The 13,558-nt window shown below is 62.2% G+C and carries 6 protein-coding genes and 1 pseudogene; 6 read left to right on the top strand and 1 reads right to left on the bottom strand.

The window, feature by feature from the left end; all coding sequences use genetic code 11:
- Window positions 1-25: 25 nt before the first annotated feature.
- The 6 genes from ASG55_RS20515 (at window position 26) to ASG55_RS20540 (ending at window position 13,277) form a co-directional block, all read left to right on the top strand.
- On the top strand, window positions 26-1,798 hold the full coding sequence (locus ASG55_RS20515) for a type I secretion system permease/ATPase (protein ID WP_056789839.1): 1,773 nt from the start codon (window positions 26-28) through the stop codon (window positions 1,796-1,798).
- Entirely contained in the window at window positions 1,795-3,144 is a 1,350-nt protein-coding gene (locus ASG55_RS20520; protein ID WP_056789842.1) for an HlyD family type I secretion periplasmic adaptor subunit, read from the top strand. The genes ASG55_RS20515 and ASG55_RS20520 overlap by 4 nt, the downstream gene beginning before the upstream one ends.
- A 2-nt stretch (window positions 3,145-3,146) precedes the next feature.
- On the top strand, window positions 3,147-4,517 hold the full coding sequence (locus ASG55_RS20525) for a TolC family outer membrane protein (protein WP_056789845.1): 1,371 nt from the start codon (window positions 3,147-3,149) through the stop codon (window positions 4,515-4,517).
- A gap of 744 nt (window positions 4,518-5,261) precedes the next feature.
- Complete coding sequence (gene eprS, locus ASG55_RS20530; RefSeq protein ID WP_056789916.1) at window positions 5,262-8,207, top strand: autotransporter serine peptidase EprS; 2,946 nt, start codon at window positions 5,262-5,264, stop codon at window positions 8,205-8,207.
- 245 nt (window positions 8,208-8,452) lie between these two features.
- Window positions 8,453-11,530 carry an autotransporter serine protease gene (locus ASG55_RS20535; RefSeq protein ID WP_056789847.1) on the top strand — a complete coding sequence of 1,026 codons (3,078 nt, stop codon included), beginning with the start codon at window positions 8,453-8,455 and terminating at the stop codon, window positions 11,528-11,530.
- Window positions 11,531-11,588: 58 nt separating this feature from the next.
- Complete coding sequence (locus ASG55_RS20540; RefSeq protein ID WP_056789849.1) at window positions 11,589-13,277, top strand: polyurethane esterase; 1,689 nt, start codon at window positions 11,589-11,591, stop codon at window positions 13,275-13,277.
- A 23-nt stretch (window positions 13,278-13,300) separates the two neighbouring features.
- On the opposite strand, the pseudogene ASG55_RS27310 reads toward ASG55_RS20540, so the two are convergent.
- A pseudogene (locus tag ASG55_RS27310) lies at window positions 13,301-13,405 on the bottom strand (DUF4381 domain-containing protein); the annotation flags it as partial.
- Between the last annotated feature and the right edge of the window lie 153 nt (window positions 13,406-13,558).

Raw genomic sequence — 13,558 nt, forward strand, 5'->3', positions numbered from 1 at the left:
GAGACTATGAACTCAGGAAGAATCAATGAAGATGGCGAAGTCTCCGGCCGCTCCGTTAATCAAGGCATTGGGCGACTATAAAAGCATTCTGATCAGCGTCGGTTGTTTCACTGCGTTGATCAACGTGCTGATGCTGGTGCCGTCGATCTACATGCTGCAAGTTTACGACCGGGTGCTGTCGTCACAGAACGAAACCACTCTGGCGATGCTGTCGTTGATGGTGGTCGGGTTCTTCGCCTTCATCGGCCTGCTGGAAGTGATCCGCAGCTTTATCGTCATCCGCATCGGCAGCCAGTTGGAGCGGCGCTTCAATCTGCGCGTCTATCAGGCCGCGTTCGAGCGCAACCTGTTCAAGGGTGAGGGTAACGCCGGGCAGTCGCTGGGCGACCTGACCCACATCCGCCAGTTCGTCACCGGCCCGGCGCTGTTCGCCTTCTTCGATGCGCCGTGGTTCCCGGTCTATCTGTTTGTCATTTACCTGTTCAACGTCTGGCTTGGCGTGCTGGCCACGGCAGGCGCGTTGCTGCTGATCGCACTGGCCTGCCTCAACGAATACATGACCAAAAAACCGCTGGGCGAAGCCGCCGGTTTTTCCCAGCAGTCCAGTCAGTTGGCTACCAGTCACTTGCACAACGCCGAAACCATTCAGGCGATGGGTATGCTCGGCTCGCTGCGCAAGCGCTGGTTCGGGGTGCATTCGCGCTTTCTCGGCTTGCAGAACCAGGCCAGCGACACCGGCGCGGTGATCAGTTCGCTGAGCAAGACCTTGCGTCTATGCCTGCAATCCCTGGTGCTGGGCCTGGGCGCGTTGCTGGTGATCAAGGGCGACATGACTGCGGGGATGATGATCGCCGGTTCGATCCTGATGGGGCGCGTACTGAGCCCGATCGATCAGTTGATCGCCGTTTGGAAGCAGTGGAGTGGGGCGAAGCTGGCTTACCGGCGCCTTGATGCGTTGTTGCAGGCGTTTCCGCCTAGCGACGAGGCGATGGCACTGCCGGCACCGAAAGGCCAGATCAGCTTCGAACAAGTCAGCGCCGGCCCGCCGGGGCAGCGTGCGGCCACTTTGCACATGGTCAATTTCAATCTGAGTGCTGGCGAAGTGCTCGGCGTGCTCGGCGCGTCTGGTTCCGGCAAGTCGACGCTGGCTCGAGTGCTGGTCGGCGTGTGGCCGGTTCTGGGCGGCACGGTGCGCCTCGACGGCGCTGATATCCACCGCTGGAACCGAGATCAGCTCGGCCCGTACATTGGTTATTTGCCGCAAGACATCGAGCTGTTCAGCGGCTCCATTGCCGAAAACATTGCACGATTCAGCGAAGCCGACCCGCAAAAAGTCGTCACCGCCGCGCAACAGGCCGGTGTCCACGAGATGGTCCTGCGCCTGCCGCAGGGCTACGACACGCAACTGGGCGAGGACGGCAGCGGCTTGTCCGGTGGCCAGAAGCAACGCGTGGCCCTGGCCCGCGCGCTGTACGGCACGCCGAGTCTGGTGGTGCTCGATGAACCCAATTCCAACCTCGACACCGTCGGCGAAGCCGCACTGGCCAGCGCCATTGCGCAACTCAAGGCGCAAGGCACCACGGTGATTCTGGTCACGCACCGTTCTTCGGTGCTGGCTCAGGCTGACAAATTGCTCGTGCTCAACGATGGTCGTTTGCAGGCGTTCGGCCCGAGTCAGGATGTGCTCAAGGCACTTTCCGGCCAGCACGAACAGCAACGCGAAAAAGCCGCACAAACACCGGGCGGGCTCAGCATGAGCCGGCAGTATCAGCCCTCGACAAGGAATTCGGGTGTATGAGCAGCGCCAGCATGAACACTGAAAACGAAGCGAACATGGAACACGCCTACCTCACCGAGCGCCCGGAGCGCGATGCGAAATTCTTCGCGCGCATGGGCTGGATTCTGGCCATCGTCGGCGCAGGCAGTTTCTTCACCTGGGCGGCACTGGCGCCGCTGGATCAGGGCATTCCGGTGCAGGGCACGGTGGTGGTCTCGGGCAAGCGCAAGGCCGTGCAGTCGATGAGCAGCGGCGTGGTCAGCCGGATTCTGGTGCGCGAAGGCGAGATCGTGAAGCAGGGCCAGCCGTTGTTCCGCCTTGATCAGACGCAAGTGGCTGCCGACGTGCAATCGCTACAGGCGCAGTACCGCATGGCTTGGGCCAGCCTCGCGCGTTGGCAAGCCGAGCGCGACAACCTCAAGCAAGTGACCTTTCCGGCCGAGCTGAGCAACGACCCGGACCCGCGCCTGGCGCTGGTGCTGGAAGGCCAGCGGCAACTGTTCAGCAGCCGCCGCGAAGCGTTCTCCCGGGAACAAGCGGCACTGCGCGCCAATATCGAAGGCGCCACCGCACAACTGGCCGGCATGCGCCGCGCGCGCAGCGACCTCAATGCCCAGGCCAGTTCCCTGCAACAACAACTGAGCAACCTGCAACCGCTGGCCGACAACGGCTACATCCCGCGCAACCGCTTGATGGACTACCAGCGGCAACTGTCGCAAGTGCAGCAGCAACTGGCGGAAAACACCGGTGAAAGCGGGCGCGTGGAGCAGGGCATCCTTGAATCGCGCCTGAAGTTGCAGCAGCACGGCGAGGAATACCAGAAGGAAGTGCGTACGCAACTGGCCGATGCCCAGCTCAAAAGCGTGACGTTGTCCGAACAGCTGACCTCCGCCGGTTTCGACCTGCAACACAGCGAGATCCTCGCCACCGCCGATGGCGTGGCAGTCAACCTCGGCGTGCACACCGAAGGCGCTGTGGTGCGTCAGGGCGAAACCCTGCTGGAGATCGTTCCGCAAGGCACCACCCTGGAAGTGGAAGGGCATTTGCCGGTCAACCTGATCGACAAGGTCGGTACGCATTTGCCGGTGGACATCCTGTTTACCGCGTTCAACCAGAGCAAAACCCCGCGCGTGCCCGGCGCAGTCAGCCTGATCTCCGCTGACCAGATGGTCGATGAGAAAACCGGCGTGCCGTATTACGTGTTGCGCAGCAGCGTCAGCGATCAGGCCATGGAAAAGCTCAACGGCCTGGTAATCAAGCCCGGTATGCCGGCGGAAATGTTCGTGCGCACCGGTGAGCGTTCACTTCTCAACTATTTGTTCAAACCGCTGCTCGATCGCGCCGGTTCCGCGTTGACCGAGGAATAAGGATGTTCGGCTGTATGAAAAAGCTTTGCATGCTGGGGGCCGCAATGACGCTGCTCGCGAGTCACTCGGCAATCGCGGCCATGGGGCCGTTTGAGATCTACGAGCAGGCATTGCGCAACGATCCGGTGTTTCTCGGTGCAATCAAGGAGCGCGATGCAGGCCTGGAAAACCGCGCGATTGGCCGCGCCGGGCTGCTGCCACGGATCGGCTACACCTACAACAAGGGCCGCAACTCGTCCAAGGCGACGTCTCTGGATGATCGCGCGCGCAACCGCACCGATGAGCGCAACTACAACAGTTACGGCTCGGCGCTGACGGTGCAGCAACCGCTACTCGATTACGAAGCTTACGCGGCGTATCGCAAAGGCGTGGCGCAGTCGTTGTTTGCCGACGAAGCCTTTCGCGGCAAGAGTCAGGAACTGTTGGTGCGAGTGCTGGATAACTACACCAAAGCCTTGTTCGCCCAGGACCAGATCGACATCGCACAGGCGAAGAAGAAGGCCTACGAGCAACAGTTCCAGCAGAACGAACACATGTTCAAGCAGGGCGAGGGCACGCGCACCGATATTCTCGAAGCCGAGTCGCGCTATGAGCTGGCGACTGCCGAGGAAATCGAAGCGCGCAACGAGCAGGATGCCGCCTTGCGTGAGCTCGGGGCGCTGGTCGGCGTGCCGGCAGTGGACATCGGCGATCTGGCGCCGCTTGGTAAGCAATTTCAGACCTTCACCCTGCAACCGGCCAACTTCGACACCTGGCATGAACTGGCGATCAGCAACAACCCGAACCTCGCTTCGCAGCGTCAGGCCGTGGAAGTTGCGCGCTATGAAGTCGAACGCAACCGCGCCGGACATCTGCCGAAAGTAAGCGCCTATGCCTCGATGCGCGACAACGAGTCCGAAAGCGGCAACACCTATAACCAGCGCTACGAAACCAACACCATCGGCCTGGAAGTCAGCGTGCCGCTGTACGCCGGCGGCGGGGTGTCGGCCTCGACGCGCCAGGCCAGCCGCACCATGGAACAGGCCGAATACGAACTGGATGGCAAAACCCGCGAAACCCTGATCGAACTGCGCCGACAGTTCAGCGCGTGCCTGTCCGGAGTGAGCAAATTGCGTGCTTATCAGAAGGCCTTGAAGTCGGCCGAGGCGCTGGTGGTCTCGACCCGACAAAGCATTCTGGGCGGCGAACGCACCAATCTCGATGCGTTGAATGCCGAGCAGCAACTGTTCACCACCCGCCGCGACCTGGCCCAGGCACGCTACGACTACCTCATGGCCTGGACCAAATTGCATTACTACGCCGGGACTTTGAACGAACAGGATCTGGCGCGGGTGGACGAAGCATTTGTGGTCGCGCAACAGCCCTCACCCTAACCCTCTCCCAGAGGGAGAGGGGACCGATCCGGGGAGATTGGCGAGATGCACCGACTTGAACGAGCTGTGCTGAATCCGTAATCGACTGGTTTTCCAGGTCGCTGAATAACTGAAGACAACACGGTCGGCTCCCTCCCCCTTTGGGAGAGGGCTGGGGTGAGGGGACCGATCCGGGAAGGTTGGCGAGATGTACCGATTTGAACGAGCTGTGCTGAATCCGTAATCGACTGGTTTTCCAGGTCGCTGAATAACTGAAGACAACACGGTCGGCTCCCTCTCCTTTTGGGAGAGGGCTGGGGTGAGGGGACCGATCCGGGCAGATTGGCGAGATGCACCGATTTGAACGAGCTGTGCTGAATCCGTAATCGACTGGTTTTCCAGGTCGCTGAATAACTGAAGACAACACGGTCGGCTCCCTCTCCCTTTGGGAGAGGGCTGGGGTGAGGGAAACGGGCGACACCGCAGGATCTGAGGCTTTGCACCGAGACGTTAATGAGCAGGATCTGGTGCGGGTGGACGAAGCATTTGTGGTCGCGCAACAGCCCTCACCCTGACCCTCCCAGAGGGAGAGGGGACTGACCGAGTGGCCTGCGATAGCTGCATCGACTTGAGCGACCGAGCAGGCCGCAGGTTTTGACATCAACACAAATCGGCTCCCTCTCCTCGGGGAGAGGGCTGGGGTGAGGGGAACAGGCGACATCGCTATCAGCCCTGAACAAAACAACAAAAACGAGAATGATGACCATGGACGTACGCATCAAACCGATTTCGCTCGGCACGCTATTGCTGGTGACCTCGGCAACGCAGGCGCAATACCTGGAACCCGGCCAGCCCGGCAATCCGGCCAGTTGGCGCAGCGCCGAATTCTTGAGCGACTGGGGCCTGGAACGCATGCAGGCCGATCAGGCCTACGCAGCCGGCATCACCGGCAAGGGCGTGAAAATCGGCGCGCTCGATTCCGGTTTCGATGCCGCCCATCCCGAATTCTCCGCCGACCGTTATCACCCGGTAACCGCCAGCGGCAGCTACGTCGATGGCTCAGCGTTCAACGTCGACGGCACGCTCAACCCCAACAACGATTCCCACGGCACCCACGTGGTCGGCACCATGGGCGCCGCCCGTGATGGCAGCGGCATGCACGGGGTGGCGTACAACGCGCAAATCTACGTCGGCAACACCAACAAGAACGACAGTTTCCTCTTCGGCCCCGGCCCTGATCCGCGTTATTTCAAAGCGGTCTACGACAGCCTCGCCGATGCCGGGGTTCGAGCGATCAACAACAGTTGGGGCAGTCAGCCGCCGGATGTCAGTTACCGCACTCTCGCGGATCTGCACGCCGCCTACGCGCAACACTGGAACAAGGGCACCTGGCTCGACGCCGCTGCCGATGTTTCCCGGCGCGGCGTGATCAATGTCTTCAGCGCCGGCAACAGCGGCTACCCGAATGCCAGCGTACGTTCGGCGCTGCCGTACTTTCAGCCGGATCTGGAAGGTCACTGGCTGGCGGTGTCCGGGCTCGATCAGAGCAATCAGCAGAAATACAACCAGTGCGGCATCGCCAAATACTGGTGCATCACCACACCTGGGGCGAAGATCGACAGCACCATCCCCGGCGGCGGTTACGCGATCAAGTCCGGTACTTCGATGGCGGCGCCGCACGCGACCGGCGCCCTGGCGCTGGTGATGGAACGCTATCCGTACATGAACAATCAGCAGGCGCTCGAGGTGCTGCTGACCACCGCCACCCAGCTCGATGGCTCGGTCACCGACGCACCGAACGAGCGCGTCGGTTGGGGCGTCGCCAACCTCAACCGGGCAATGCGCGGACCGGGGCAATTGCTCGGTGTGTTCGACGCGAATCTGGGGGCAGGGCAGCGCGATGTCTGGAGCAATGACATCTCCGACAAGGCGCTGCTCCAGCGTCAAAACGAAGACCTCGCCGAGCGCAGCACCTGGCAGCAAACCCTACAGGACAAAGGCTGGCAGAGCGGTGTCCCGGCCGGCGCCAGTCAGCAGGACCAGACCGATTACGCCGTTGGCATGCTGCGTGATGCGGCAGCGGCAAACCGGGTGTATGAGGGCAGCCTGATCAAGTCTGGAGGCGGGCAATTGCTGCTCAGTGGCGCAAACACCTATCGCGGTCCGACCACCGTCAACGGCGGTCTGCTGACCGTCAACGGTTCGCTGACTTCAGCGGTCACCGTCAACGACAGCGGCACCCTCGGCGGCTCCGGACGCATCGGCGCGTTGACAGCCAACAGCGGCGGCCGTGTCGCACCGGGCAATTCCATCGGCACCTTGAATGTCGCTGGTGATGTGACACTCGCCCCGGGCTCGACTTACGCCGTTGAGCTGTCGCCCACCAGCAGTGACCGCATCGTCGCCGGCGGCACGGCAACCGTCAGCGGCGCCAGCGTCAGCCTGGCGCTGGAAAACAGCCCGACCTTGCTCAGCAGCGCCGAAGCGCAAAGCCTGCTCGGTCGCCAGTACAACATCCTGCAAGCGGCCGGCGGCGTGCAGGGGCAGTTCGCTGCAGTAGTGCCGAACTACCTGTTCATCGGCGGCGCCCTCGACTACGCCGCAAGCGGCATCCAGCTGAATATCCAGCGCAATGCCACCAGCTTCGCCAGCGTCGGGCAAACGCCGAACCAGCGCTCGGTGGCCGCTGCAGTTGAAGGTCTGGGCGCCGGCAATTCGGTTTACGAAAGTGTGCTTCGTGCACCGACTCAGGCCTCGGCCCAGCAAGCCTTCCAGCAACTGAGCGGCGAGATTTATCCGGCGCTGGGCACGATGCTGATCAACGACAGCCGCCAGTTGCGTGATGCGGTTGGCGAGCGGCTGCACGATGACTCGGCGACCCGCAGCAACGGCTGGATCAAAGCACTCGGCGCTTGGGGCAGCACCGATTCGGGCCACGACACGGCCGGCTACAACACCTCGATCGGCGGTCTGCTGGCGGGGGTCGACGGCGCGCTGGACGAGCAGACCCGCATCGGTCTGGTCACCGGTTATAGCGACAGCTCGTTGAGCATGGGCTCGGGCACGCATTCTTCGGCGAAAGTCGACAGCTATCACCTTGGTGCTTACGCCGGGCACGACATCGGCGCCTGGCGCTTGAGCACTGGCGCGGCCTACAGCTGGCATCGCGGCGATGTGAAACGCGATCTGCAATACGACGAGGTCAGCGCCAAGCAGAAAGCCAAAGTTGACGCGACCACCACCCAAGTCTTCGGCGAAGCGGCGTATCGCTTGCAGCTGCAAACGTTGGCGCTGGAACCGTTCGCCAACCTGACCTACCTGCATCTGGACACCGAAGGCTTCACCGAAAAGGGCGATGCCGCTGCGTTGAAAAGCTCGGGCGATCAGCGCGATGTGGTGCTGAGCACTCTGGGCGTACGGGCGAGCAAAACCTTCAACCTTTCCAGCCAGCAAGCGCTGGACGTCAGCGCCCGTCTCGGCTGGCAGCACAGCCTCAGCGATATCGAATCGGAGCAGCATTTGCGTTTTGCCAGCGGCGGCACGCCGTACTCAGTGGAGAGTTCGGCGCTGGTACGTGATGCCGCACTGGTCGGCGTGCAGGCCAGTCTGGCCTTGAGTAAGGACGTGCGGGTCAACCTCGATTACAACGGCCAACTGGCCAGCCGCGAGAAGCTGCATGGCGTTGGCCTGAGCCTGAACTGGCAGTTCTGATTGCATGTGTTTGAGTCACCGTGGCGAGGGGATTTATCCCCGCTCGACTGCGCAGCAGTCGCAAAACCTGATCGTTCCCACGTGCAGCAAGGGAATTGATCGTTCCCACGCTCTGCGTGGGAACGCCTCCAGGGACGCTCCGCGTTCCAATGGGACGCGGAGCGTCCCGGGCTGCATTCCCACGCGGAGCGTGGGAACGATCAAGGCAACCGGATTTTTCGCAACATCACTAAGGAAGGTCGTGGATGGATAACAACAATACCCCCGCGCAATCGGGTGGCCGCTTTGCCCTGAAAACCCTGACAGTCGCCATGCTCTGTGCCAGTGCGATGGCACAGGCAGCGCCTTACGTGGAAAACGGCCGCAGCGGCGATCCGTCGAGCTGGCGCAGCAATGAATTCAAGGCTGACTGGGGCTTGGGCGCGATCGGCGCGGATTACGCCTACGCCGCCGGCTACACCGGCAAAGGCGTGAAGCTGGGCATCTTCGATCAGCCGGTCTACGCCGCACATCCGGAGTTCTCCGGCAGCAACAAAGTCGTCACCCTGGTCACAAGCGGCATTCGCGAATACACCGACCCGTACATCCCGGTAAAGGCCGGCGATGCGTTCCTCTATGACGGTTCACCCTCGGTCGGCTCCAACGGCAAGCTCGGCGCCCATGGCACGCACGTCGGCGGCATCGCGGCGGGCAGTCGCGACGGCGGGGTGATGCACGGTGTTGCATTCGGTGCGCAGATCATCAGCGCCGATAACGGTGACCCAGGCCCGGAAGACGGCATCGTGCGCGGCAACGATGGTGCGGTGTACAAGGCCGGTTGGGATGCGCTGATCGCCAGCGGGGCGCGGATCATCAACAACAGCTGGGGCATCGGCATCACCGACCGCTTCGACCTCGGCGGCCGCGATCCGGCGTATCCGCACTTCACCGTCAACGACGCGCAATTGCAATTCAACGAAATCCGCACGCTGCTCGGCACCAAACCCGGCGGCGCTTACGACGGCGCCATCGCCGCCGCTCGCAGCGGCATCGTCACCATTTTTGCCGCCGGCAACGATTACAACCTGAACAATCCCGACGCCATTGCCGGCCTGGGTTATTTCGTCCCGGACATCGCGCCGAACTGGATCACCGTCGCCGCGTTGCAGCAGAACCCGGACACCGCCAGCGCCAATCCGTACGTGATCAGCACGTTTTCCTCGCGCTGCGGCTATACGGCGAGTTACTGCGTCTCGGCGCCGGGCACCAAGATTTATAGCTCGATCATCGAAGGCACCAACGCCGGCAACCTGACCACCAGCTACGCCAATTACAACGGCACCTCGATGGCGGCGCCGCATGTCGCTGGTTCCATTGCCGTACTGATGGAGCGTTTTCCGTACATGAGCGGCGACCAGGTCGCCAGCGTGTTGCGCACCACTGCGACCGACCTCGGTGCGCCGGGCATCGACGCCTTGTACGGTTGGGGCATGATCAACCTGCGCAAGGCCATCGACGGCCCGGCGATGTTCGTGACCGAGCAGGACATTCCCGAAGAATTCCGCGTGCAGGGCGCTTACGGGTCCGGCCAGTTCGTGGCTGACTTGCCGGGCATCGGTGCGATCATCGATCAGGGCAAACCCACCGAACGCGTGTGCATCGATATCACGTGCGGCCTCGACACCTGGCGCAACGACATCGGCGGCCACGGCGGTCTGACCAAGCAAGGCATCGGCACCCTGGTGCTGACCGGCAATAACACTTACAGCGGCCCGACCCTGGTCAATCAGGGTCGACTGGCCATCAACGGTTCGCTGCAATCGGCGGTCACTGTCAACAATGGCGGCATCCTCGGCGGCAATGGCCGCATCGGCGCGCTGGCAGTGAACAGCGGCGGTACAGTGGCGCCGGGCAACTCCATCGGCACCCTGAACGTCGCCGGTGACGTGACCTTCGCGCCGGGTTCGACCTACGCCGTAGAGCTGTCGCCAACCAGCAGCGATCAGATCGTTGCGGGCGGCAAAGCCACCATCGACGGCGCCACGGTGAGCCTGTCGCTGGAAAACAGCCCGACCTTGCTCAGCACCGGCGAAGTGCAAAGCCTGCTTGGCACTCGCTACAACATTCTGCAAGCGGCGGGTGGCATTGAAGGGCGCTTCGGTCAGGTCTTGCCGAATTACGCCTTCCTTGGCGGCACCCTGGATTACTCGGCGGGCGGCATTCAGCTGGCGGTGGGACGCAATGAGGCATCGTTCGCCAGCGTCGGTCTGACGCCGAACCAGCGCGCCGTCGGTGCGGCTGCCGAACGTCTGGGTGCGGGCAACGCGCTGTTCGAAACCCTGTTGCTGTCGCCTAACGCGGCGTCGGCGCAGCAGGCCTTTCAACAGTTGTCCGGCGAGATTCACCCGGCCATCGGCACGCTGCTGATCAACGACAGCCGCTACCTGCGCGAAGCCGTCGGCGAGCGCCTGCGTGAGCGTGATCTGTTCAATGCCGATGCGCCGACTGATGAGCGCAGCAACGTCTGGGTCAAGGTCCTCGGCTCGTGGGGCGAGAGTGACGGCGGACACGACAATGCCGATTCCAATAGCTCCATCGGCGGGCTGCTGGCTGGTGTCGACGGTCTGATTGCTGAAGATACCCGTCTCGGTTTCGTCACCGGTTACAGCGACAGTTCGTTGAGCATGGGCAGCGGCACGCATTCGTCGGCGTCGGTCGACAGCTACCACTTGGGTGCGTATCTGGGCCATGAAATCGACGCGTTGCGCCTGACCGTCGGCGGCGCCTACAGCTGGCATCGCATCGATGTGAAACGTGATCTGCAGTTCGGCGACGTCAGCGGCAAACAGAAAACCAAACGTGACGCGACCACCGCGCAAGTGTTCACCGAGGCCGCATACGATCTGGGCCTGCAACCGATGAACCTGGAGCCGTTCGCCAATCTGTCCTACGTGCACCTCAACACCGACAGCTTCACCGAAAAGGGTGACGCTGCCGCGCTCAAGGGTGGTGAAGACAATCGCGACGTGGTGCTGTCGACCCTCGGCGTGCGCGCCAAGCGCAGCTTCGCTGTGTCGGACAAGCATCAGCTGGAACTGGGCGCAAGCCTCGGCTGGCAGCACAACCTGAGCAGCGTCGATGCCGACAGCCATCTGGCCTTCGCCAACGGCAACAGCGCGTTCACCGTGCAGAGCGTGTCGATGGATCGTGACGCCGCTGTGGTGGGCGTGCGCGCCGGGCTGGCGCTCAATCGCGACGTGCGGGTCAACCTCGACTACAACGGCCTGATCGGCTCGAACGAGAAAGATCACGGCGTCGGTCTGACCCTCGACTGGCAGTTCTGAGGCGTAACCGGCAGCGCTTCTCGGGCTGCCGGTTTTTCAAGGAAAAGGAGCGCTGCACATGGGATTGTTCGATTACAAAAATGCCGACGGCAAAGGGTTGTACAGCGACGCCATCGCACTGACGCTGTATGCCTACACGCCCACCGGCAAACCATTGCCGGCCACGGCGTGGGCACCGGTCGCCGCGACGGCGCTGGGCTATCAGGGCAAGGTCGGCGTGCAAGGCACGTTCTTCGGGGAACAGGATGGCTTCACCAGCGCCGAGACGGAAGTGCTCGGCAAGTATGACGCTGCTGGCAAGTTGATCGGCCTTGGCATTGCCTTTCGCGGCACCGGCGGGCTGGGTTACAGCGACACTTTCGGTGATCTGAAAAACAATCTGCTCGCGGCGGTCGGGCCGTCGGATTACGCGAGCAATTACGCGAAAAACGCGTTCGACAATCTGCTCAAGGCCGTCGCCGCTTTCGCGATTGCCAACGGTGTTGCTGCCAAGGACGTATTGATCAGCGGCCACAGCCTCGGCGGGCTTGGGGTAAATAGTGTTGCTGAATTGAGCGGGGACAACTGGGGCGGCTTCTACAAGGATGCCAATTACATCGCCTTCGCCTCGCCGACCCAGAGCAGCACCGGCCCCCAGGTGCTCAACATCGGTTTCGAAAACGATCCGGTATTTCGCGTGCTCGACGGCACCACGTTCAGCACGGCGTCGATGGGCAAGCACGACAAGCCGCACGAATCGACCACCGACAACCTCGTCAACTTCACCGATAACTACGCTTCCACGGCGCAGAACCTGGTGCCGTTCAGCATCGCCAATCCGCTGAACTGGTCGGCGCACAGTTCACTAGGCTACGCCGATGGCTTGAATCGGGTGATCGATTCGGCGTTCTACGATCTGACCGAGCGCGACTCGACGATCATCGTCGCCAATCTCGAAGAGGCATCGCGGAGCAAGACCTGGGTCGAGGACCTGGGCCGCAGCGGCGAGCCGCACAGCGGCAGCACCTTCATCATCGGCACGCAGAGCAGCGACTGGCTCAAGGGCGGGGCGGGTAACGACTTTCTTGAAGGACTGGGCGGCGACGACCGTTTTCGTGATGACGGCGGCTACAACGTCATTTTCGGCGGGCAGGGCCATAACACCTTCGAACTGCAGAAACCGTTGCAGAACTTCAGCTTCGCCAACGACGGCGACGGCACGCTGTACGTGCGCGACGCCTACGGCGGCATCAGCCTGACCCGCGACATCGGCGCGCTGGTCAGTAAAGAGGCCGGTTCGTGGTGGGGCAGCAAGGAGATCACCTGGGGCGTCACCGCCAAGGGCCTGAGCAACGGCAGCGAACTGACCCAGTACAACCATTCGCTCAGCGGTGATGGCTACGGCAATGCCTTGCATGCCACGGCCGATGGCGACTGGCTGTTTGGCCTTGGTGGCGATGATCAACTGATCAGTGACAAGTCGCAGGTGACTTTCGTGGGTGGCGCCGGCAACGACGTGATGACGGCGGTGGGTGGCGGCAACACCTTCCTGTTCAGCGGCGCGTTCGGTTTCGATGCGATCAATGGTTACCAGGGCAGCGACAAACTGCTGTTCATGGGTGTCGCGGGCGCGGGACAGGGTTATGACTACAAGCAGCATGCCGCGCAGTCCGGCGCTGATACCGTGCTGAAGGTCGGCGATTTTGCCGTGACGCTGATTGGCGTCGGCGTGACTGACCTGACGGATTCGAGTTTCGTCTTTGCCTGATTCCGAAGGTGCAGGAGATCTCATTGTGGGAGCGAGCTTGCTCGCGAAAACGGTGGGTCAGGCGATTGTGATGTTGAATGTGCTGCCGCCTTCGCGAGCAGGCTCGCTCCCACAGGTACGGCGTACACATGAACGTTCCCACGCTCTGTGTGGGAATGCAGCCGGGGACGCTCTGCGTCCCACAAGATCGCAGCCTTCGGCAGCTCCTTGTATCTCGACTAACGCTCCGTCAGGAGCGATAGTTCTCGACTGATCATCGAGGGAGGGACTTGGAAGCCGCG

It is taken from the genome of Pseudomonas sp. Leaf434 (assembly GCF_001425545.1).
GTDB lineage: Bacteria > Pseudomonadota > Gammaproteobacteria > Pseudomonadales > Pseudomonadaceae > Aquipseudomonas > Aquipseudomonas siliginis.